Here is a 20,737-nt window from a genome sequence, read left to right on the forward strand (position 1 = left end):
CTTAACCGCGCGGTGTCGCAGCGGCGAGTTTCACAGCCGGAGCCGCCTTGGCAGGGGTGACCTGCGGCAGGTTGCTGGCTTCCAGTGCTTGGCGTTGTTGGGCCAGGGCGGCGAGGGTTTCCTTGCTGGCCATGGGGATCACTTCAGGCGTGACCGGTGCGCCGGGACGTGCCCGCTGCAAGCCCTTGACGATGATAGTGTCGTCCTTGCTCAGGCCGTTGCGCACGATGCGCAGGCCTTCGATCTTCGGCCCCAGTTCCACGGCGCGGTAGGCCGGTTTGTTGTCGGCGTCCATCACCAGCACGAACTTCTTGCCCAGGTCGGTGCCCACGGCTTCGTCGTTGATCAGCATCGCCGAGTAGGTGCCACTGCCCACCAGTTTCAGGCGCGCATAGAGGCCCGGGGTGTAGCTGCCGTCGCTGTTGTCGAACACCGCGCGGCCACGGATGGTGCCGGTCTTGGGGTTGACCTGGTTGTCGACGAAGTTCATCTGCCCCAGGTGCGGGTGGCCTTCTTCATTGGACAGGCCCAGGTACACCGGGGTGGTCTGGCCGCGCTGGCCCTGGCGGGCGAGTTGGGTGTACTTGAGGTACACGCGCTCGTCGGCGTCGAAGTAGGCGTAGACCTTGTCGGTGGAGACCAGGCTGGTGAGCGGGGTGACATCGGCGGTCACCAGGTTGCCGGCGGTGATCTGCGCGCGGCTGACCCGGCCACTGATGGGCGCCACCACCCGGGTGAAACTCAGGTTGAGCTTGGCCACGTCCAACTGGGCCTGGATCGCATCGACCCCGGCCCGGGCTTCCTGGGCGGCGCTGGTGCGGGTGTCGGCCAGCTCGGCGGAAATCGCGTTGCTGGTCAGCAGGCGCTGGCCGCGCTGGGCTTCGTTGGCACTGCGGGTCGCGGTGGCCCGAGCCTGTTGCAGCTGGGCTTCGAGGCGGCGTACTTCAGCCTGGAAAGGCCGTGGGTCGATCTGGAACAGCAGGTCGCCTTTCTTCACCAGGGCGCCTTCGGTGAAGGCCACCTGATCGATCTGGCCCGAGACCCGAGGTCGGATCTCCACGGTTTCCGGGGCTTCCAGGCGCCCGGTGAATTCATCCCATTCGTTGACCGGCTGTTCCAGCACCTTGGCCACGCTGACTTTGGCAGCGGGCGGGGCGGAGGCGGTCTCAGGGGCTTTGCCGCACGCGCTCATCACCAGTACGGCGAGAACGGCGAGTGGAAAACGTAGGAGTTTGACTGACTGGTCCATGGTGCATCCGCCACTGTATTTGAGATGGGCGGATGATGCTCGGCAGGGTTGTATCTCACGAATCGAATGAAGCGAAGGTAACTATCATTCGGAATGATATAAGCGCCAAGCAAGCCCTCTAGCATGCACCTTTCGTTAGGCTGCTATCAATTCCCTGGCGTGCAATTAGTTATTGCGGCTGACGCAACATTGGCTGTTGTCACAGGAGCCGGCTGGCTGGCCATCGTAGCCCCGTGCGTCGAGGTCCATGGTCTGCCAGCTCAGTTCGTAGCGCATTTCCAATCAGATGGAAGAGCTGTTGAGTTGCTGAAGCTCAAGTTGCCTGGCGGCACTGGCTTCGAGGTTTGTACGCTCTTGATCCAGGTACCGATAAATGCTTTGGAGGTTGGCGATTTTCTGTTCGATCTCTGCCATCTTCCTTTCAATGAGCTTGGCGCCGTCCGCACAATCGATCATCTGGTTGCGCTGCGCCTCCAGAATCTCGCCTATCTCCCCCAGGGAAAAGCCCATGCTTTGCGCGCGCTGGATAAAGTCCAGGTCCTGCAGCGTTTGTGCCGTGTAAACGCGGTAGTTGTTAGTTCGCCGCTGCGGTGAGATCAGGCCGATTTGCTCGTAGTAACGCAGCGTATGGCGGCTGGCGCCGCTACGGGCCTCGATTTCGCCAATTTTCATGAAAACACCGCTTGACCATAGAGTTGGGTCGATAGTTTACGTTTGGTTCCTTACCTTGAACAAGGAACAGGGAAATGAGCGTGGAGTGCTTTGTCACCGGGGGGACCGGCTTCATCGGTCAGCATTTGCTGGCATGCCTGAGCGCAAAAGGCCACACCGTCGGGGTGTTGATGCGTCGCCCAGAGCGACTGGCTGAATTGCGGGAGCAAGTCGTCAATTTGGGAGGAGACGCAAGCCGGGTATTTGCCGTGGCCGGCGATCTGGAGCGGGATAACCTAGGGCTGAGTCCTGCTGACCGGGAAGTGCTAAGGCACGCCAGAGTCGTATTCCACCTGGGCGCACACTTCGCCTGGGGGCTGTCATTGGAGCAGTCTCGTGCGGTGAATGTCGAAGGGGCAAAACGGGTGGCGCTGTTGGCGGCTGAGCAAAACAGCCGGTTAGTGATGATCGGCGGCTACATGCTGAAAAACCATGAGCATCTGCAACGCATCGGCATCGATCCTCGTTATCCGCGGCGGACGAACTGGCCTGCCGTCTACCGCCATGTCGGTGGTTACGAGGCGAGCAAGCTGGAGGCGCATTTTGCGACCTTGGAGCTCATGTCCGCCAAGGGCGGGGAGATCACCGTTGTCCACCCCGCGACGGTTTGTGGCCACAGCCGCACGGGGCATATCCTTGACGGCCAGCCACTGGTGGAGCTGATCCGCAACCTTGTGCTGGGAAAACTGACGGCAGTGCCCGGTACCGCCCAGCACTGGCTGCCACTGGTTACCGTGGATTACCTGGTTGAGCTGGTGGCGGCTTGTGCTTTTGATCCCGCCATGGCGGGTGAGGAACTGCTGGCGCTGGATGCGCAAACTCCCAATTTGCGAGAACTCCTGGTCCAGGTGGCGCAACCTTTGGGCTTAAAGCCTCCCAGGCATCACATCTCGCTCCGATTGCTGAAGTGGCTGCTGAGCATTCCTCTCGTGGCGCGGTTCATGAATACAAAACCCGAAGCCTTGGACTTTATCCAGACCACTCGATTTGATACCGCGGCCGTCGAGCAATTTGCCAACAGGCATGGGCTGGCCAAGCCGGATATCCGTCAGGCCTTGCGGCACACGGCAACGTTCGTCAACTCATGTTTCATAGCCAAGGGCTAGCCGCTGACTTCTTCCTTGGGGGCATCCCTTTCAAGCAGCCAGGGTTTGCCCCCACTTATGCCCCCGAATACTTCGCAAGCCAGCGGAACCTGAGGGAAAGCCTCAGACCGAATTAGTCGCTAAAGGACTCTTTTCAGAAGAATCTATGGATGCCAGTGGCACTTGATCAAAGACTGTCTGGATCGCCAAAGAACATCTGAATTCTTGAACGCAACCAGCGCTCGCCCGGGTCGTTGTCCTGTGAACCGCGCCAGGCCATGTGCAGTTCGAAGCTGCGTACTGGCAGCGGCGGGTCTTCGGCGCGTACGCCGCCGGCGGCGGTGAGGGCGTCGGCGGTGTAGTCGGGCACGGTGGCAAGGATGTCGGTGCCGGCCAGCAGGGTGCTCAGGCCGTTGAATTGCGGTACGGCGAGCACGACGTGGCGCTTGCGTCCGAGCTTCTCCAGCTCCTCATCGATGAACCCGCTCAGGTCCCCGGCGAACGACACCAGGGCGTGGGGGCGGGCGCAGAAGTCGTCCAGGGTCAGGGGGCCGGGCACGGTGTCGGCCCGCAGCAGTTTGGGCAGGCTGCGGCGCAGGACCTTGCGCTTGGCGTTGGCCGGCAGGTCGGCGGTGTAGCTGACGCCGATGGAGATTTCGCCGGAGGCCAGAAGCGCGGGCATCAGCAGGTAGTTGGCGCGGCGCACCACCAGCACGATGCCCGGGGCTTCGGCGCGCAGGCGTTTGAGCAGCATCGGCAGCAGGGCGAATTCCACGTCGTCGGAAAGACCGATACGGAACACGGCGGTGCTGGTGGCCGGGTCGAATTCGGCGGCGCGGCTGACGGCGGTGGAGATCGAATCCAGGGCCGGCGAGAGCAGGGCGAAGATTTCCACTGCCCGGGCCGAGGGCTCCATGCTGCGCCCGGTACGCACGAACAGCGGATCGTCGAACAGGTTGCGCAGGCGCGACAGGGCTGCACTGATGGCCGGCTGGCCGAGGAACAGCTTCTCGGCGGCGCGGGTCACACTGCGTTCGTGCATCAGTGTTTCGAATACGATCAACAGATTCAGGTCGACACGACGCAGGTCATTACGATTCATCTGGAGTCCTGGCAGAGTCAGCGAGCTTGACGGGAGCGACCATATCGGAACAATGGCCGGCGTGAATCTTACGGGGAAAGGCTGGTACTCTGCATCGGCTAAATGTTGTTTGTTTGTAGCCGGGCAAGGTTCGAGCACGCTGTACGCCCCGATTTTCAAGGGCACGAAATCAATGCCAGGCATGTCGACTATTAATAGGCACTGATAGTCTTGCTTGCAAAGCCCGGATAAAGTTCGCGGCATTAGAGGTTAATTTGACGAGGTTTGCGATGTCCCGCACGATTCGTTTTCACAAGTTTGGACCGGCCGAGGTGCTCAAATGCGAAGAGCATGCGGCCTCGTTGCCTGCGCCAGGCGAAGTGCAGGTACGAGTCGAAGCCATCGGTATCAGCTGGTATGACGTGCTCTGGCGGCAGAACCTGGCGTCGTCCCATGCGCGCCTGCCCTCGGGCCTCGGGCACGAAATGGCCGGTGTGGTCACGGCCGTGGGCGAGGGCGTCGACGACCTGGCGGTAGGTGACAAGGTGGCGAGTTTTCCCGCCGAAAGCCCCAACGATTACCCTGTGTATGGCGAGCTGATCGTCCTGCCGCGTTCGGCCCTGACCCGTTATCCCGATGTTCTCAGCCCGATCGAGGCTGCTGTTCATTACACGCCGCTGCTGATCGCCTATTTCGCCTACGCCGACCTGGCGCGGGTCAAGCCGGGGCAGTTTGCCCTGGTCACCGACGCCAGCCATTGCGCCGGGCCGTCCTTTGTCCAGTTGGGCAAGGCCTTGGGTGTGCGGGTGATTGCCGCCACCAAGACCGCTGAAGAGCGTGAATACCTGCTGTCCCTGGGTGCCGAGAAGGTGATTGTCACCGAGGAACAGGACCTGCTGATGCAGATCAACAAGCTCACCGACAACCGCGGCGTCGACGTGGTGTTCGACGGCTTGGGCGGCCCGCAGATGTCCATGCTCGGCGATGTCCTGGCGCCCCGTGGCAGCCTGGTGCTCTATGGCCTGCAAGGCGGCAACCAGACGCCGTTCCCGGCCTGCGCGGCGTTCCAGAAGAACATCCAGTTCTTCGTCCATTGCATCGGCAACTTCACTGGCAAGCCGGAGTTGGGAATTGTCCAGGATCAGGTCGCGCTGCAGCGTGCGTTGCGCGACATCAACCAGCTCACCGCGGACCGGGTGCTGCTCCCCCTGAAGACCCGGGTATTCGCGTTCAACGAGTTTGTCGAGGCGCACCGCTACATGGATGAATGCCCATGCCGCGAACGGGTCGCGCTTCAGGTCGAACCGGTCTGATCCCAACGCCAGGCAAAGCCTGGCGTTTTTTATTGCCTCGATTTGCCGGCCCTTGCGCCGGCTTTTTAGTTTTCTCCCTGGGAATCCTTTTTACCGGCAAGCGGCTGCTGCATAAAAGCGCTGGGGCGCCGGGATAGATTCCATCGCGCAGCGGTCAAACTGCCAGTAAACTGCGGCCCATTTCCGAACCATCCTTTTCCAGAGGTTTTGCATGACTCTCAGTCCTTTTGCGGGCAAACCGGCACCGGCTGAATTGTTGGTCGACATCCCGCGACTGGTTACGGCTTATTACACCGGTCAGCCTGACGCATCGGTGTCTACCCAGCGTGTGGCCTTTGGCACCTCCGGGCACCGTGGCAGCTCGTTCGATCTGAGTTTCAACGAATGGCATGTGCTGGCCATCAGCCAGGCCATTTGCCTGTACCGCGAATCCCAGGGCATCGACGGCCCGTTGTTTGTTGGCATCGACACCCATGCCCTGTCGACCCCGGCCGGGGCCAGCGCCCTGGAAGTGCTGGCGGCCAATGGCGTGACCGTGATGATTGCTGCCGGCGACGAGTACACCCCGACCCCAGCGGTGTCCCACGCCATCCTCTGCTACAACCGTGGGCGTACATCGGGCCTGGCGGACGGCATCGTCATCACCCCGTCCCATAACCCGCCACAAAGCGGCGGCTACAAGTACAACCCCACCAACGGCGGCCCGGCCGACACCCACATCACCAAGTGGATCGAAGCCAAGGCCAATGAACTGCTGGCAGCCAAGCTGGCCGGGGTCAAGCGCATCAGTTACGAACAGGCGCTGAAGGCCGACACCACCCATCGCCACGATTACCTCAACACCTACGTCGCTGACCTGATCAACGTCATCGACCTGGACGCCATCCGCAACGCCAAGCTGCGCCTGGGCGTGGATCCGCTGGGCGGAGCAGGGGTGCGCTACTGGTCGGCGATCGCCGAGCACTACCGCCTGGACCTGGAGGTGGTGAACAAGCAAGTGGACGCCACTTTCCGCTTCATGTCGGTGGATTGGGACGGGCAGATCCGCATGGACCCGTCCTCCAGCTACGCCATGCAGGGCCTGATCGGCCTCAAGGAACGCTTCGACGTGGCCTTCGCCTGCGACCCCGATCACGATCGCCACGGCATCGTCACCCCGAGCGGCGGCCTTCTGGCGCCGAACAACTACCTGGCGGTGTCCATCGATTACCTGTTCCAGAATCGCCCGCAATGGCGCGCTGATGCCGCGGTGGGCAAGACCGTGGTCAGCAGCGGCCTGATCGACCGGGTCGCTGCACGCCTGGGCCGCCGTCTGTATGAAGTGCCGGTGGGCTTCAAGTGGTTTGCCGATGGCCTGTTCGACGGCTCACTGGGCTTTGGCGGCGAAGAAAGTGCCGGCGCCTCTTTCCTGCGCCGCGATGGTGGCGTCTGGAGCACCGACAAGGACGGCCTGATCCCGTCCTTGCTGGCGGCGGAAATGACCGCGCGTACCGGTCGCGATCCGAGCCAGGCCTACCGCGCCCTGTGCGACGAGCTGGGTGAGCCGTTCTCGGTCCGCGTCGATGCCAAGGCCAACCCGCAGCAGAAGGCCCTGCTCAGCAAGCTGTCGCCACAGCAGGTGACTTCGACCCAGCTGGCCGGCGAGCCGATCCAGCAGATCCTCAGCCATGCACCGGGCAACGACCAGGCCATTGGCGGCCTGAAAGTCATGACGGAGAACGGCTGGTTCGCCGCACGCCCGTCGGGTACTGAAGACATCTACAAGATCTACGCTGAAAGCTTCATCGGCGGCGACCACCTCAAGCAGCTGGTGCAGGAAGCCCAGACCCTGGTGGACACCGCCATCAGCGGCAACTGAGCGTCAGGCAAAAAAAGGGGCGACCATCACGGTCGCCCCTTTTTATTGGCCGCTGTATTTCACGCCAGATCCACCAGCACGATCTCGCTGTCCTGCAACGCCGTCACCCGCAGCACCGGCTCATTCTCAACCGCGACGCCGTCTCGAGCTTCGGCGCGCAAGCCGTTGACTTCAATCGCGCCGGTCGCCGGAACCAGGTAAGCCCGGCGCCCGTCGTCCAGGTGATACTCGGCCGTTTCCCCGGCCTTCAGGTTGGCCGCCACCAGCCGCGCATCGGCGCGAATCCGCAGGCTTTCCTCATCGCCAGCCTTGCCACTGGCCAGGGTCACGAAACCTTCACGCTGGCCCTTGGGAAAAGGCTTGGCACCCCAGGAAGGCGCAGAGCCTGCCTGGTTGGGGATGATCCAGATCTGGAAGATCTTGGTTGGCGTGGCTTCCAGGTTGTACTCGCTGTGGGCGATCCCGGTGCCGGCGCTCATCACCTGCACATCACCGGCTTCGGTGCGGCCCTTGTTGCCCAGGTTGTCCTGGTGACTGATGGCCCCTTCGCGAACGTAGGTGATGATTTCCATGTCCCGGTGCGGGTGCTGGGGGAAGCCGGTGCCAGGGGCGATCACATCATCGTTCCAGACCCGCAGGTTGCCCCAGTGCATGCGCTTGGGGTCATGGTACTCGGCGAAGGAAAAATGGTGGTGGGCATCCAGCCAGCCATGGTGCGCGCCGCCCAGGGAGCTGAAAGGTCTGAGTTCAAGCATGATCTTCTCCTCATTAAGGGCTCGTCATGGCACGTTGTACCCGGGCCAGAAAACGATAACCGTTGGTTGATGGCGAGCATCTTCCATCAGCTATAGATCGATAAAAAGCGCAAAAAATGCCGTAATCCAATCGTAAAATTAGATGATTATTTTGTCGCAAAGTTGGTGTTAAACCTTCGGTTCATCGCTTAAGTTAATGACCTGCAAGCAATTGGCTGGATACCGTGGAACAATCCGCCGAAGATTACCGCTCAGCCTCACACCCTGGAGTCCGCGTGTCGCAACACACCCCCGATCTGCCCCCCGAGCTTTTGCCCCTGGCCCAGATGCCCTTGTTGAAACGCCTCGCGGCGCGCTTCTTCGGCCATGGCCTGAACCGCCTGCGGGCCCAGCATCGGGCTTCCTGGCTGCATGGTCAGGCCGATGGCTTTCGCAGTGGCCACACTGCCGGCGTGGAGTACGGCTACCAGGAAGGCCGGCTCGAGGGGCTGGAGGAAGGCCGCCAGGTGCTGTTGATCCGCGACAGCCGCAACACCGAGCACCGCCCGCCCGGGGTGGATGACCGGCTGTTCGATGACTGGCGCCTGCCGTTGAACCCCGAGCTGAAAAAGCGCTTCAAGGCCGATGTCGCCCGCCTGCTGCCCGCCGCGGCGCAACCCAGCGCCGCGCAGTGGAAGATGATTTTCAGCGACACACCCGCCACCGCGGTGATCGCCGGGGCCGGCGCCGGCAAGTCAACCTCGCTGGTGCTGCGTCTGCTGCTGTTGCATCACTATCTGGGCTTCGAACTGGACGCCATGACCGTGGTGACCTTCACCCGGGAGTCGCGCAAGGACTTCATCACCAAGCTCACGCAAGTCTTTGCCCTGTGGGGGCGGCAACTGGGCGCCAGGGAAGCCCGGGAGCTGGTGCGGACCTTCCACTCGCGGATTCTGCCCATGGTCCGCAGCCTGCCGGGCTTCGAGCGCCTGCAGGCCTTCGAGAACCTCAGCGATCGGCTCCAGGGCGGCGAAGACGAGGTGGACAGCAACCCATTCGATCTGCGCATCAATGACGCCCAGCGTCGGCACCTGAATGCCTGCTACCAGGCACTGTACCGCGATGACCCGCGCTTTCGCCTGGCGTTGCAGCCGTTGGTGCGCCACGCCCTGCAGCTCAAGGAACTGGAGCGCGATCACCCGGACGTGCAAAAGCGCATGGCGGTGACCGAACTGGCGGCCAAGCGCGATGAAGAGCTCTGCGACACCGTGGAAGACCTGTGGTTTCGCGCGGGCGCCTGGCCGATCAAGGGCATCGAGCCGCAGCGCCAGCGGTTCGAAATCAACGGTGCGACCTTTCACAGCCATGGCTATTGTGCGGAGCTGGACGCCTGGGTGGTGCTGGGTTTCGACCCGCGCGAGAGCCCGCAGCTGACCCGGCCCGGGGCCAAGCTGACGGTGCGGGCGGAATGGGCTGTAAAGCGCACCCTGTTTCAAGCTTTTTGTCGTAAGCCATTGATTTGGCTTGATAGTTACGAGGCTTCAAAGCGTTCTGCCGGCGCCTTTTCGGCCCAGGTCAATGGCGGTCCGGGTTTCGATTACAAGGTCAAGGGCGAGCTGGCGTCGGCGCCGCTGCTCGATTGCTTTGTCGCCGCCGCAGGCTTTATCGAGAACCTGGGCTTGGAAGTGGGTGATGCCGTCGCGGGCATGAGTTTTGCCCAGGACGATCCGGACCGGTTCTTCTTCGAGGCCCTGAGCCTGTTCTGGCGAGCGCTGGAGGACCATCTGCTGGATCAGTCGCCGCCCATCATGAGCTACAACCGCATGTTCGCCCTGTTCAGCGAGCGCTCGCCGGAGAACTTCAAGCTGCTCAGCGATGCCTGCCTGCGCCCGATGTCACACCTGATGATCGACGAGTTCCAGGATGTTTCGCCGCAGATCGTTTCCTGGATCAGGGCCAGCCTTGCGGCGATCCGCAGCCGAGGCGCCGCCTTGCACATCGGGCGCGCCGCCCAGCATTCCTCGCTGCTCTGTGTCGGTGACGACTGGCAGTCGATCTACGGCTGGCGGGGCAGCTCGCCCAAGTACTTCATCGAGTTCAACAAGGAGTTCCCGTCCCCAGGCACCACCCGGGTCATGCTCAGCGAGAACTACCGCAGCCATCAGCATGTGATCGATGCCGCGGAGCATATTGTCCGCGCGGCGCCGGCCATTGCCGGAAAGAAGGCCAAGGCCAGCGGCGAAGCTACAGAGCTGTGGCCGGTGCAGGTGCTCGATCGCGATGACCAGGGCCTGGCCCAGTGTCTGGCTGAGCACTATGAGCAGGGTGATTCAATCTTGATGTTATTTAGAAAAAGTAGCGATAAGTTATTGATTGAAAATGTTATTTCACAAATAGTTAATGTTGATTCTAGTCTGCCTCCAGGGTCGCGACGCCTGAAACAGCTGACCTATCACAGCGCCAAGGGACTGCAGGCGGATGCGGTATTCCTGCTGGGCGACTGCCAGCACCTGAGCAGTTCGCCGTACAAGAACCAGGTCTATCGCATGGCCGGTTTGGGCAAGGACGGCGATGCCGAGCCCTACGACAGCGCACAGAAAGACGAGATCCTGCGGCTGGCCTATGTGGGCATCACCCGGGCCGCCAAGCATTGCTACTGGTATGTGGACCGCCAGGAAGGCCCCTCGGGCAATGCGCCCAAGGCTTCGGACCGGGTACCGCGGGACAAGCCGTACTTCCAGGACTTGCGCCAGGCGACATGAAAAAAGCCCGCTGGCGAGGCGGGCTTCGGGTGAGGCAGCGGGGCTTCAGGCCTTGAGTGCCAGGGACGGGGAAAAGGCCTCCAGCTCATCTTCCACCGCCTCGATTATTCGTTCGACATCCGCAGCGCTCATCACCGTGGCACAGGGAATGCCGGCGATGGCGATCATGGTTTCGCCGCTGGCGCGATCGAAGAGCCGGGCGATCATGCTGCCGGGCGCGTCCATGCTGGCTTCGAAACCCATGGGATGAAAATGCCAGCGCATCAGCTGGCAGGCGTTGGGAAAGGTGACTTTACTGGCCCAGACTCTGTTCATCGGTGGCCCACCTTGATTCATTGAGCGCTTCCTTGTGCTCGCGGTAGGAACGACCGGATCGTCAATGACCCGATCGGTTGAGGTTTTAAAAATAGCATTGGCTTGTGACGGTTCGCAGTTTTTTTGCCCACCGTCCGGCGGTTCACTCACGGATTATTGATGCAAGTCATGTCGTCTCCCAGGCCCCCCCCGGCGGCTGCCGTATCTGGCCGGCGGCCGGTCGTTGAAGCTCTTGGCGAAGTTCGGCAAGCTGCGCCTTTTCCTGTTCGAGAAACCTATGTCTGCCCCCGATGACGGGCCGCTGCACACCCAGGCCACCGGTGAAACCGTGATGCGCTACCACCTGTGCTGGAAGCACCGGGACCTGGATGGAGTAATGGCGCTGTACCACCCGGACATCCAGTACAACGACTTTTTCCAGAACCGTACCCTGGGCCTGGAGGAACTGCGCGAATACGTGCGGGCCAGCATGCCCCGGGCTCCCGACGAGGCCCTGGAGCACAGCGATCGCATCCGCCTGGATGGCAACACCGCGTTTATCCAGTACCAGGTGACCCTGCGCGGAGGCCAGGGCCTGGTGTCATTTCGCTCCAGTGAAGCGATCACCGTGCGCGACGGGCTGATCTGGCGGGTCAACGAGTACGCCTCACTGGTCCGGGAGCCGGCACCGAGCAAGTCCTCCGCCAGACTGCGCCCGGCGGCCAGCCGGCTGGGGCTGTCGCCGCGCCAGTTGAGTTTCATGGCCGAGGACCTGCAGCAGTATTTCCAGCGCCAGCAGCCGTACCTGGACCCCGAGCTGGACCTGCAGAGGGTGTCCCGGGAATGCGGTTACAGCCGCAACCAGATTTCCTACCTGCTCAACCAGGTGCTGGGGCAGAGCTTCTACCGCTACGTCAACCAGGCGCGCCTGCAGCATCTGCTGGCAGCGCTGGACCAGGCCACGCCGCCGCTGCGCATCGACGAGCTGGCGTTTGCCGCAGGGTTCAATTCGCTGTCGGCCTTCTACAGCTGTTTTCGCCAGCACACCGGCCAGTCGCCCAAGGCCTACGCCAAGCAAATTTCTTTGCGTGCACGCGCGCAAGACAGCCCCTGAGGCCAGGCACTAGGATCGCCGCATTCGAAATTCGGGTTGCGGAGTGCTTGCATGCCAGCGTGGCGCAGTATCAGTTTGTGGATGGACCAGCTCGACGAGCCGCTATTGCCGCGGCCGCAGCTTGCGCAAGACCTGGACCTGGACGTGGCGATCATCGGCGCCGGCTATACCGGGCTGTGGACCGCCTATTACCTCAAGCGCCAGGCGCCGCAGTTGAATATTGCGGTGATCGAAGCGCAAACCGCCGGTTTTGGTGCCTCGGGCCGCAATGGCGGCTGGCTGATGGGCAACCTGCTGGGAGAAGACCGGCTGCTGGCCGCTCTGTCGCCGCAGCAGCGCCGGGCCTCCTTCGACCTGTTGCACGGCATCCCCGATGAAGTGGCCAATGTCATCGAACGTGAGGGCATCGACTGCGATTACCGCAAGGGCGGGGTGCTGTATTGCGCCGCCCGCTACCCGGAGCAGGAAACCAGCCTGCGCCACTATCTGGACAAGCTCTATGCCCAGGGCCTGAACCAGGACGACTACCGCTGGCTCAACCCCGAGCAACTGGCCCAGCAGATCCGCCTGGCCAAGCCCTATGGCGGTATCTATGCCCCGCATTGCGCCACCATCCAGCCTGCCAAGCTGGTGCGCGGCCTGGCCCGGGCGGTTGAGCGCCTGGGGGTGACCCTCTATGAAAACAGCCCGGTGACCCATTGGCAGTCCGGCAGCCTGCAGACGGCCCAGGCTTCGGTGCGCAGCCGTTGGATAGTGCCGGCAGTGGAAGGCTATTCGGTCACCTTGCCGCCCCTGGGCCGCTACCAGTTGCCGGTGCAAAGCCTGCTGGTGGCCACCGAGCCGCTAGCGGAGTCTGTCTGGGAAGAGATCGGCCTGAGCCAGGGCCAGGCCTTCAGCGAAAGCAGCCGACAGGTGACTTATGGCCAGCGCTCCATGGACAACCGGCTGGTGTTCGGTGCCCGGGGCGGCTATCAGTTCGCCAGCAAGCTGCGCCATGACTTCGACCTGACCCGTGACGAAGTGGAACTGCGCCGCTACCTGTTCGGCGAGCTGTTCCCGCAACTCAAGAACGTGCGCATCAGCCATTCCTGGGGCGGCAACCTGGGCATGTCCCGGCACTTCAAGCCGCACATGCTCTGCGACCGGCGCAAGGGCATCGCCCTGTCCGGCGGCTATGGCGGCGAGGGCGTGGGCGCCAGCAACCTCGGCGGCCGGACCCTGGCGGACCTGATCCTGGAACGCGACAGCCCTCTGGTACACCAGCCCTGGGTCATGCCCGAGTGCGGCCTGGAGACCCTGCGGGCCTGGGAGCCGGAGCCGTGCCGCTGGCTGGGCTACAACGCGATCATTCGCAGCTTCGTCCACGAGGACCAGACCCTGGCCAACCCGGCCTCGGCTCCATGGCGGCGCAGGATGGCCAGCCGGATCGCCGGCTTCATGGAAGGTTTCATGCACTGAGCCGGCCTCTATGTACCGAACGCTGTCCGTTCGGATTTTCCGTCGAAAGGTAGAACCATGAGCATCACCCAATTCAAGCAAACCGCCACCGCCACCCTGGCCGAATCCGCACCAGTGGCGGTGCCCCTGGGCACTCCGGTGGCCGTGACCTCGGTGACCGCCGTCGAACGCAACGACGGGGTCGAGACCGGCATCTGGGAATGCACCCCGGGGCGCTGGCGGCGGCAGATCGTCGCCCAGGAGTTCTGCCACTTCATCCAGGGCCGTTGCACCTTCACCCCGGACAATGGCGAAACCCTGCACATAGAAGCCGGCGATGCACTGATGTTGCCGGCCAACAGCACCGGGATCTGGGATATCCAGGAAACGGTGCGCAAGACCTACGTCTTGATTTTCTGATCCCTTGATTGCCTGCCAACAACAAAACCAGCCACAGGTATCGACTCATGATCCGCAAGACTTGCGCGTTGCTATTGCTCAGCCCGTTGTTCCTGGCCACGTCCCTGGCCCAGGCCGATACGGTGAAGATCTACAACTGGTCGGACTACATCGCCCCGGACACCACCAAGGCCTTCCAGAAGGAAACCGGGATTGGTTTCACCTACGACGTCTATGACAGCAACGAGACCCTGGACGGCAAGTTGATGACCGGAAAATCCGGGTATGACGTGGTGTTTCCTTCCAACCACTTCATGGCCCGGCAGATTCAGGGCGGGGCACTGAAGAAGCTCGACAAGAGCCAGCTGCCCAACTGGAAGAACCTCAACCCGGTGCTGCTCAAGGCCCTGGAGGTCAACGACCCGGGCAACCAGCACGGCTTCCCCTACCTCTGGGGCAGCACCGGCATCGGCTACAACGTGGCCAAGATCAAGGAAGTGCTGGGCAACGATGCCCCACTGGATTCCTGGGACCTGATCTTCAAGCCCGAGTACATGCAGAAGCTGCAGAAGTGCGGGGTGGCGATCCTCGACAATGGCCCGGAACTGATCCCTACCGCTCTCAATTACCTCGGGCTGGCGCACCACAGCAAGAACCTGGCTGACTACAAGCAGGCCGAGGCGTTGCTGATGAAGGTCCGGCCTTATGTCAGCTACTTCCACTCGTCGAAGTACACCAGCGACCTGGCCAACGGCAATATCTGCGTGGCGGTGGGATTCTCCGGCGACATCCTGCAAGCGGAAAGCCGTGCCAGGGAGGCGAAGAACGGGGTGGAGATCGGCTACTCGATTCCCAAGGAAGGCTCGCCGATCTGGTTCGACATGGTGGCCATGCCAGTGGATGCCCCGGATGAACAGGCCGGCTATGCCTTCATGAACTACCTGCTGCGCCCTGAAGTGATGGCCGGCGTGAGCAACTACGTGCACTACGCCAACGGCAACCTGCAGGCCGACAGCCTGATCGACCCGGCCATCAAGAACGACACCAAGGTCTATCCGAGCCCGGAAATGATGGACAAGCTGTTTGCCCTGGAGGCCATGCCGCTGGACATCGACCGCATCCGCACCCGCCTGTGGAACAAGATCCGCAGCGGCAGCTGACCTGACCCCTTCGTAGGAGCCGGCTTGCCGGCGAAGAGGGCCTCAAGCCTTGTGTTGCGCTCGGGGCCGCCTTCGCTGGCAGGCCAGCTCCTACGCCCGTTGTTCTCCATGGAGGGCGCCAGCCGGTCCGCCTCTTAGGTGCCGGTGTGGGGGGGCGGCAGTTTCTATAGCTGGGTGTTTTCCGGGAGCAGGGCGCCGCCATCCACTACCAGGGTCTGGCCGGTGATATAGCCCGCTTGCCGTGACGCCAGGAACAGCATGGCCCAGGCAATATCCTCGGCACTGCCCAGGCGCTTCAGGGGAATGCTCGAAGCCAGGGTCGAAGCGTCGCCGAGATTGTCCATGGCCTGGGTGGCAATCAGCCCGGGCTCCACGCCGTTGACCGTGATTGTATATTCCGCCAGCTCCAGCGCGGCAGCGCGGATAAAACCATTGACCCCGGCCTTGGACGCCGCGTAGTGGGCGAGCCCGGGAATCGCCGTGCGCGGGCCGGTGACCGAGGAGGTGATGACGATCCTCGGCTGCTGGGACCGACGCAACGCCGGTAAGGCGGCCCGGGTCAGCCAGAAGCAGCTTTTCAGGTTCACCGCCAGGGTGCTGTCCAGGGTTTCATCCTCCAGTTCGGCCAGCTTCTGCATCGGAAAGATCGCGGCATTGTGCAGCAGCAGGTCGAGGCCGCCGAAGGCCTCCAGGGTTGCCGCCACTGCCTGTTCGGCGGCATTGCGGGTGCCCAGGTCCACAGGCAGCAGTTCGGCGGTGCCGCCGGCTTGGCGAATCAGCCGCAGGGTTTCATCGCCCGATGCCGCGCTGCGGGTCGCCAGCATGACCCTGGCCCCCTGGGCGGCGAACAGTTGGGCGATGGCCCGGCCGATGCCCTGGCCGGAACCGGTGACCAGGGCGATACGCCCACGCAGATCCTGGCTCATGAGGCGGCTCCTGGCAGAACCTGGGCCAGGCACTGGTCCAGCAGGCGGTTGTGCAGGTCGACCTGCGCCTCGCTGGCGGTCGGGCACAGCAGCGCCATGTTGTGGAACGGCGTCAGCAACACCCCGCGATTGAGCAGGTACAGGTGCAGATAGGCTTCGATCAGCCCATGGCGGGCATGATGGGCCTCGCCGCCGTTGCGCGGAGGCTGCTGCATGAACAGGTATTCGACCCGGGCGCCGATGCGGGTTACGTGCCAGGGCAGGCGGTGCTTGTGGATGATGGCTTCGACCCCGGCCCGCAGGCGCTCGGCGAGATGGAACATATGGGCGTAGCTGGCCTCGTTCATCACTTCGCTGAAGGTGGCGCGCATGGCCGCCATCTGCAGGGCGTTGCCGGCCAGAGTGCCGCCGAAGCCGAAATGGTTGATCGCCTGGCCCGGCTGGAAATGCGGCAGCACCTGCCAGATCCGTTCGGCCATGGCCTGGCTGGCGCCCCAGACCGCCGTGGGAATGCCACCGGCGATGGATTTGCCGAGAACGAAGAAGTCCGGCTGCAACCCGTGCTCGCCGCAATAGCCGCCGGGGCCGCAGGACAGGGTATGGGTCTCGTCGATGATCAGCGGCACCTCGTAGCGCCGGGTCAGCTCCCGCAGGCCATCATGAAAGCCCGGGGCTGGCGGCACCATGCCGACGTTGGTCATGAAGGGTTCGGTGAGTACCGCGGCCACGTCGCCATGGGCCAGGGCCGCTTCCAGGGCCGGCAGGTCGTTGAACTCCACCAGCCGCGTGGTGGCCTGGTGCTGCAGGCCGTTGGCGTGCACGCCGTCCCGCGGGATCATCTGGCCCTGGGCGTCGAACTCCACCTGGGACTCGTCGACGCTGCCGTGGTAGTTGCAGTTGAACACCAGGACCTTCTGCCGCCCGGTGATCATCCGGCACAGGCGCAGGACAAAACGGTTGGCGTCGGTGGCCGAGGTGGTGACCTGCCAGTAGGGCAGGCCAAAGCGCCGGGTCAGTTCCTTGCCGACCCACAGGCTGTCGGCCGTGGGCAGCATCAGGGTCGAACCATGCAGTGCCTGTTCGGCGATGGCAGCGGCGACCGCCGGTTGGGCGTGGCCGAACATCGCTCCGGTGTCACCCAGGGCAAAGTCCACGTAGTGATGACCGTCGCAATCGGTGAGGGTCGCGCCCTGGGCGTCGGCCACCATGATCGGGTAGGAGCCGGGCCATTGCTGCATCCAGTGCAAGGGCGCGCCGTACAGCCAATGCTGGAGGTTTTCCTGGTAGAAAGCGCCGGAGCGCGGGTGTTTCTCGGCAAACAGTTGCAGTTCGGTCTGGTAGCAACTTGCGACGCGTTGCAGATCGAGGCCCAGAGTCATGGCAGTGTCCTGTGAGGAAGAGGGCTGGCTGGCCCAGGTGCTGGCCTGGGCCGGCAGCCTGGAGCCAGGGGGCGGGTATCAGCGGTGCCGGGTACGGTTGAGCACCTCTGCCAGGGCTCCCACCGGAAAGTTGGCGGCGCTGCTGAAGTCGGCACCCTGGTAGCCGAAGATCTTGCCGTCGCTGCGACCGGCCTTGAGGTCGATCAGCACCAGGCCCAGGGTCGGGACGATCTTTTCTCGCCAGACGAACAGGTACAGCTGCTCGGCGATCTTGTAGTAGTGGCAGCGGTCGGTATCCGCCAGCCCCTGTTCGACGCCCCGCAGGCATTGCCAGCTGTAGAAGTTGGCATTCAGGTAGATGTGCTCGTAGGCCTCGCTGGCGCTGTAGATGTACCGGTTGCGCAGGCCCACCAGTTCATCGGTGGGTTCATGGCGTGGCGTGCTGGTGGTGACCGGCGTGTCGATGGCGCCGTGGAGAAACTGGGCCTTGACCGAGGTCAGCTCGCCACCGGCCAGGGCCCGGCTGAACAGGTCGACGCTGGATTCGGCCTGGCTGGGCATCTGCCCGATGACGGCGCTGAAGCATTGCTGCTCAAGGTCCAGGACCAGGCTCACCGAGTGGATCTGCCCCTGTTCGTGCTTGAGGAAGTCCACCAGGTAGATGCCGGGGCGCAGGCAGGTTGCGCGATAGGGCAACTCGGCGCCGGCCGCTTCCCCGACGTTGTTCCAGCGCAGGGTGTGGGCGGCGAAATGGTGTTCGATCTGCCAGTGGTTGTCGAAGTGCAGGGTCAGGTGGCGACCGGCCAGGTCGTCGACCGCCGGGAGGATGTGATTGTCTTCGGCAAAGCCATCGGCGAGGGCTCCGACGGTGATCCATTCAGGTTGCGGGTTCATGGCAAGGCTCTTGTCAGCAAGGAGAGCTGCATGTTCGGCCGCCGGCCCCGGGTTGCCCATCAACCTTATGGTTGAAGTGCCCGGGCTTTACAGGAACAGCGCCCTGACCAGCTCCGTACGGTTACTGGCGCCGACCTTGCGGAACAGGTTGATCAAGTGGGTCTTGACCGTGGGCAGGCCCAGGTCCAGGCGCCGGGCGATGGTCTTGTTGTCTGCGCCGTCGCGCAGCAACCAGGCGATTTCCCGCTCCCGGGGTGTCAGGCCCGACAGGCGCTCATCGACCTGGGACCAGGGCGCCAGGGCGGCAATCTCCAGCAGGCCCTGCAAGGCATGCAGGGTGCCCAGTTCCTCCACGCTGAAGTGCCCCAGCCCGACGTCGCGCAGCAGCGACAGGCCGGCGACCGGCCGTTCGCCATCGCGGGCCAGGATTTCCACCACATCCAGTACCCCATGGCGCTGCAGGAACCCCTGATAAACCTCGCTCTCGTGATGGCCCTGGTGGGCCATGCCCATGTGCAGAGACAGCACCGGGCGCCCCGCCGCGGCGCAGTGACGAGGTTGCAGGGGGTCGTAGTGGCGAAAGTGCTGCAGGTAGGCCTGGTGCATCTGCTCCGGCATGCGGTACAGCGAAAAATCCCGGGCCTGCAGTTGGGCATCGATGCGGTAGAAGGCGCAGAGGCTGGCGGGTACTACCCGGGTGAAAGCGGCGATGCAGCGGTGGCCCAGTTCATGGGGGCCGGGCAGGGACGCGGGTGCGTTCATCGGATGGCTCCTGGCTGCACCTGGGGCAGTGGCTCGGTGAAAGGGGCGCAAGGACGTGGATTGATCCTGTCCGGAACCCGGACTGGCACAGGGAAACCCTGCTGGGCGTGCCTGGCAAGCCTCCAGCGCCGCAGGCTGCGATCGTGATTGCCTCGATCGCAGCCTGCGGCCGGGGTTAGCGGCGGGCCTTGCTCAAGCCTTCGGCCAGGGCGTCGACTATGGCATCGGCCTGTGCCTGCTGGATTACCAGGGGCGGCGAGAGAATGATCTTGGTGCCCACCGGGCGCACCATGACCCCGTTGTCCCGGGCGATCTGTGCCACCTGGTTGGCGTAGCCGCTCATGGGGTCGATGGGTTCGCGGGTGGTCTTGTCCGCCACCAGGTCCAGGGCCAGCATCAGGCCCTTGCCGCGCACTTCGCCGACGGTGTCGAAGCACTCGACGAAGGGCTGCAGCTTGTCGAGCATGTAGTCGCCCATTTTCGCGGCGTTGGCCGGCAGGTCCTCCTTGACCACGATGTCCAGGCACGCCAGGGCGGCGGCGCAGGCTACCGGGTGCCCGGAGTAGGTGTAGCCATGCATGATGGCCCCGGTGAAGCTGGCGTTCTTCTCGAAGGCTTCTTCGATGCGCCGGTTGACCACCGTGGCGCCCAGGGGGATGTAGCCCGAGGTGATGCCCTTGGCCAGGCACATGATGTCGGGCTTGACGCCCCACAGGCGGCTGCCGAACATCGAGCCGCTGCGACCGAAGCCGGTGACCACTTCGTCGGCGATCAGCAATACGCCGTACTTGTCGCAGACTTCGCGGATCAGCGGCCAGTAGTTGGCCGGTGGCACTATCACGCCGCCAGCGCCCTGGATCGGCTCGGCGATGAAGGCGGCGACGGTGTCCGGGCTCTGGAACTGGATTTCCCGCTCCAGCAGGTCGGCGCAGATCTTGCCCAGCTCTTCCGGGTCCTGGCTGTAGGGGTTGCGGTACAGCCAGGGGGTATCGATGTGGTAGCAGCCCGGCAGCAGCGGCTCGTAGTTGCGGCGGAACACCGTGTTGCCGTTGACCGAGGCGCCGCCGAAGTGGGTGCCGTGGTAACCCTGGCGCAGGGAAATGAACTTGGTGCGGTCGGCCTGGCCTTCGAGCTTCCAGTACTGGCGGGCCAGCTTCAAAGCGCTTTCGATGGCGTCCGAGCCGCCGGAGCTGAAGGCCACCCGGCGCATGTCCTCGGGTTCCAGCAGGTTCATCACCACCCGCGACAGTTCTTCGGCCCGGGGATGGCTGACCCCGTCGAACAGCTGGAAGTATTCCAGTTCATCAAGTTGCGCGGTGATCGCCGCCTTCACTTCCTTGCGGTTGTGGCCGACGTTGACGTTCCACAACCCGGCAACGCCATCCACCAGCTGGTGGCCCTTGTCGTCATACACATAGCAGCCGTCGCCACGGACGATGCGGATCGGCTCGCGTTGCTTCATTTCGTTGGGGTGCAGCATGGGGTGCCAGAAACGGCTTGGTTCGCTCACGTTGAGTCTCCTGATAACGCACGGACAGCGTGGAGATATTAGTGCGTCATTTATACGCCCCTGGCTTGC

General features: G+C 63.3%; 18 protein-coding genes. 8 read left to right on the forward strand and 10 right to left on the reverse strand.

Features of this window, described 5'->3' with window-relative positions; all coding sequences use genetic code 11:
* Position 1 precedes the first annotated feature (1 nt).
* Together mexE and AC1RL5_RS03090 are read right to left on the reverse strand one after the other, a co-directional pair.
* Positions 2-1,249 carry a multidrug efflux RND transporter periplasmic adaptor subunit MexE gene (gene mexE, locus AC1RL5_RS03085; protein WP_011061523.1) on the reverse strand — a complete coding sequence of 416 codons (1,248 nt, stop codon included), beginning with the start codon at positions 1,247-1,249 and terminating at the stop codon, positions 2-4.
* A 282-nt stretch (positions 1,250-1,531) separates the two neighbouring features.
* A complete protein-coding gene (locus AC1RL5_RS03090) occupies positions 1,532-1,921 on the reverse strand; it encodes a MerR family transcriptional regulator (RefSeq protein WP_492588948.1) in 390 nt (129 codons plus the stop codon).
* Positions 1,922-1,995: 74 nt separating this feature from the next.
* Between AC1RL5_RS03090 and AC1RL5_RS03095 the strand changes: the two genes are divergently transcribed.
* Positions 1,996-3,066 (forward strand): SDR family oxidoreductase, encoded by a 1,071-nt coding sequence (locus tag AC1RL5_RS03095; protein WP_072450221.1) that lies wholly within the window; start codon positions 1,996-1,998, stop codon positions 3,064-3,066.
* A 166-nt stretch (positions 3,067-3,232) separates the two neighbouring features.
* Here the strand turns inward: AC1RL5_RS03095 and AC1RL5_RS03100 are convergent, their stop codons facing one another.
* Complete coding sequence (locus AC1RL5_RS03100) at positions 3,233-4,147, reverse strand: LysR family transcriptional regulator (RefSeq protein ID WP_011061517.1); 915 nt, start codon at positions 4,145-4,147, stop codon at positions 3,233-3,235.
* Positions 4,148-4,416: 269 nt separating this feature from the next.
* On the opposite strand from AC1RL5_RS03100, the gene AC1RL5_RS03105 reads away from it, so the two are divergent.
* Both AC1RL5_RS03105 and pgm read left to right on the forward strand, forming a co-directional pair.
* Positions 4,417-5,439, forward strand: a complete 1,023-nt coding sequence (locus tag AC1RL5_RS03105; protein WP_011061516.1) for a zinc-dependent alcohol dehydrogenase family protein — start codon at positions 4,417-4,419, stop codon at positions 5,437-5,439.
* Positions 5,440-5,650: 211 nt separating this feature from the next.
* Positions 5,651-7,297 (forward strand): phosphoglucomutase (alpha-D-glucose-1,6-bisphosphate-dependent), encoded by a 1,647-nt coding sequence (gene pgm / locus AC1RL5_RS03110; RefSeq protein WP_072450222.1) that lies wholly within the window; start codon positions 5,651-5,653, stop codon positions 7,295-7,297.
* A gap of 59 nt (positions 7,298-7,356) precedes the next feature.
* On the opposite strand, the gene AC1RL5_RS03115 is transcribed toward pgm, so the two are convergent.
* Positions 7,357-8,052, reverse strand: a complete 696-nt coding sequence (locus tag AC1RL5_RS03115) for a pirin family protein (RefSeq protein ID WP_011061514.1) — start codon at positions 8,050-8,052, stop codon at positions 7,357-7,359.
* A 275-nt stretch (positions 8,053-8,327) separates the two neighbouring features.
* On the opposite strand from AC1RL5_RS03115, the gene AC1RL5_RS03120 reads away from it, so the two are divergent.
* Positions 8,328-10,793 carry a UvrD-helicase domain-containing protein gene (locus AC1RL5_RS03120; protein WP_492588947.1) on the forward strand — a complete coding sequence of 822 codons (2,466 nt, stop codon included), beginning with the start codon at positions 8,328-8,330 and terminating at the stop codon, positions 10,791-10,793.
* A 45-nt stretch (positions 10,794-10,838) separates the two neighbouring features.
* Here the strand turns inward: AC1RL5_RS03120 and AC1RL5_RS03125 are convergent, their stop codons facing one another.
* The gene (locus AC1RL5_RS03125; protein WP_011061512.1) at positions 10,839-11,108 is read right to left on the reverse strand and encodes a DUF1652 domain-containing protein; all 270 of its coding nucleotides are present in this window, start codon (positions 11,106-11,108) and stop codon (positions 10,839-10,841) included.
* Positions 11,109-11,385: 277 nt separating this feature from the next.
* Between AC1RL5_RS03125 and AC1RL5_RS03130 the strand changes: the two genes are divergently transcribed.
* The 4 genes from AC1RL5_RS03130 to AC1RL5_RS03145 are packed head-to-tail and all read left to right on the forward strand — an operon-like array spanning position 11,386 to position 15,197.
* Entirely contained in the window at positions 11,386-12,201 is an 816-nt protein-coding gene (locus AC1RL5_RS03130) for a helix-turn-helix domain-containing protein (protein ID WP_011061511.1), read from the forward strand.
* Between the two features lie 51 nt (positions 12,202-12,252).
* A complete protein-coding gene (locus AC1RL5_RS03135; protein WP_093403400.1) occupies positions 12,253-13,659 on the forward strand; it encodes an NAD(P)/FAD-dependent oxidoreductase in 1,407 nt (468 codons plus the stop codon).
* Positions 13,660-13,716: 57 nt separating this feature from the next.
* Complete coding sequence (locus AC1RL5_RS03140; protein ID WP_019095326.1) at positions 13,717-14,058, forward strand: cupin domain-containing protein; 342 nt, start codon at positions 13,717-13,719, stop codon at positions 14,056-14,058.
* A gap of 47 nt (positions 14,059-14,105) precedes the next feature.
* Positions 14,106-15,197: a polyamine ABC transporter substrate-binding protein gene (locus tag AC1RL5_RS03145; protein ID WP_492588946.1), complete on the forward strand. Its 1,092-nt coding sequence runs from the start codon at positions 14,106-14,108 to the stop codon at positions 15,195-15,197.
* Positions 15,198-15,361: 164 nt separating this feature from the next.
* On the opposite strand, the gene AC1RL5_RS03150 is transcribed toward AC1RL5_RS03145, so the two are convergent.
* The 5 genes from AC1RL5_RS03150 to AC1RL5_RS03170 form a co-directional block, all read right to left on the reverse strand.
* Positions 15,362-16,123, reverse strand: coding sequence for an SDR family oxidoreductase (locus AC1RL5_RS03150; RefSeq protein WP_145711961.1), 762 nt, complete (start codon positions 16,121-16,123; stop codon positions 15,362-15,364).
* Positions 16,120-17,502 (reverse strand): aspartate aminotransferase family protein, encoded by a 1,383-nt coding sequence (locus tag AC1RL5_RS03155; RefSeq protein ID WP_072450226.1) that lies wholly within the window; start codon positions 17,500-17,502, stop codon positions 16,120-16,122. Before AC1RL5_RS03155 ends, AC1RL5_RS03150 begins: the two co-directional genes overlap by 4 nt.
* A gap of 78 nt (positions 17,503-17,580) precedes the next feature.
* Complete coding sequence (locus tag AC1RL5_RS03160) at positions 17,581-18,396, reverse strand: molybdenum cofactor biosynthesis F family protein (protein WP_377706128.1); 816 nt, start codon at positions 18,394-18,396, stop codon at positions 17,581-17,583.
* Between the two features lie 87 nt (positions 18,397-18,483).
* Complete coding sequence (locus AC1RL5_RS03165; RefSeq protein WP_019095321.1) at positions 18,484-19,158, reverse strand: helix-turn-helix transcriptional regulator; 675 nt, start codon at positions 19,156-19,158, stop codon at positions 18,484-18,486.
* Positions 19,159-19,333: 175 nt separating this feature from the next.
* Positions 19,334-20,668 carry an aspartate aminotransferase family protein gene (locus AC1RL5_RS03170; protein ID WP_492588945.1) on the reverse strand — a complete coding sequence of 445 codons (1,335 nt, stop codon included), beginning with the start codon at positions 20,666-20,668 and terminating at the stop codon, positions 19,334-19,336.
* Between the last annotated feature and the right edge of the window lie 69 nt (positions 20,669-20,737).

The organism is Pseudomonas sp. GW822-FHT06D10, assembly GCF_058799535.1.

Bases quoted from the DNA above. Each gene is read 5' to 3' on its own strand.
- mexE (WP_011061523.1), bottom strand. From the start codon at position 1,249: ATGGACCAGTCAGTCAAACTCCTACGTTTTCCACTCGCCGTTCTCGCC.
- AC1RL5_RS03090 (WP_492588948.1), bottom strand. From the start codon at position 1,921: ATGAAAATTGGCGAAATCGAGGCCCGTAGCGGCGCCAGCCGCCATACG.
- AC1RL5_RS03130 (WP_011061511.1), top strand. From the start codon at position 11,386: ATGTCTGCCCCCGATGACGGGCCGCTGCACACCCAGGCCACCGGTGAA.
- AC1RL5_RS03155 (WP_072450226.1), bottom strand. From the start codon at position 17,502: ATGACTCTGGGCCTCGATCTGCAACGCGTCGCAAGTTGCTACCAGACC.
- AC1RL5_RS03150 (WP_145711961.1), bottom strand. From the start codon at position 16,123: ATGAGCCAGGATCTGCGTGGGCGTATCGCCCTGGTCACCGGTTCCGGC.
- AC1RL5_RS03115 (WP_011061514.1), bottom strand. From the start codon at position 8,052: ATGCTTGAACTCAGACCTTTCAGCTCCCTGGGCGGCGCGCACCATGGC.
- AC1RL5_RS03165 (WP_019095321.1), bottom strand. From the start codon at position 19,158: ATGAACGCACCCGCGTCCCTGCCCGGCCCCCATGAACTGGGCCACCGC.
- AC1RL5_RS03105 (WP_011061516.1), top strand. From the start codon at position 4,417: ATGTCCCGCACGATTCGTTTTCACAAGTTTGGACCGGCCGAGGTGCTC.
- AC1RL5_RS03145 (WP_492588946.1), top strand. From the start codon at position 14,106: ATGATCCGCAAGACTTGCGCGTTGCTATTGCTCAGCCCGTTGTTCCTG.
- AC1RL5_RS03095 (WP_072450221.1), top strand. From the start codon at position 1,996: ATGAGCGTGGAGTGCTTTGTCACCGGGGGGACCGGCTTCATCGGTCAG.
- AC1RL5_RS03125 (WP_011061512.1), bottom strand. From the start codon at position 11,108: ATGAACAGAGTCTGGGCCAGTAAAGTCACCTTTCCCAACGCCTGCCAG.
- AC1RL5_RS03100 (WP_011061517.1), bottom strand. From the start codon at position 4,147: ATGAATCGTAATGACCTGCGTCGTGTCGACCTGAATCTGTTGATCGTA.
- AC1RL5_RS03140 (WP_019095326.1), top strand. From the start codon at position 13,717: ATGAGCATCACCCAATTCAAGCAAACCGCCACCGCCACCCTGGCCGAA.
- AC1RL5_RS03160 (WP_377706128.1), bottom strand. From the start codon at position 18,396: ATGAACCCGCAACCTGAATGGATCACCGTCGGAGCCCTCGCCGATGGC.
- pgm (WP_072450222.1), top strand. From the start codon at position 5,651: ATGACTCTCAGTCCTTTTGCGGGCAAACCGGCACCGGCTGAATTGTTG.
- AC1RL5_RS03135 (WP_093403400.1), top strand. From the start codon at position 12,253: ATGCCAGCGTGGCGCAGTATCAGTTTGTGGATGGACCAGCTCGACGAG.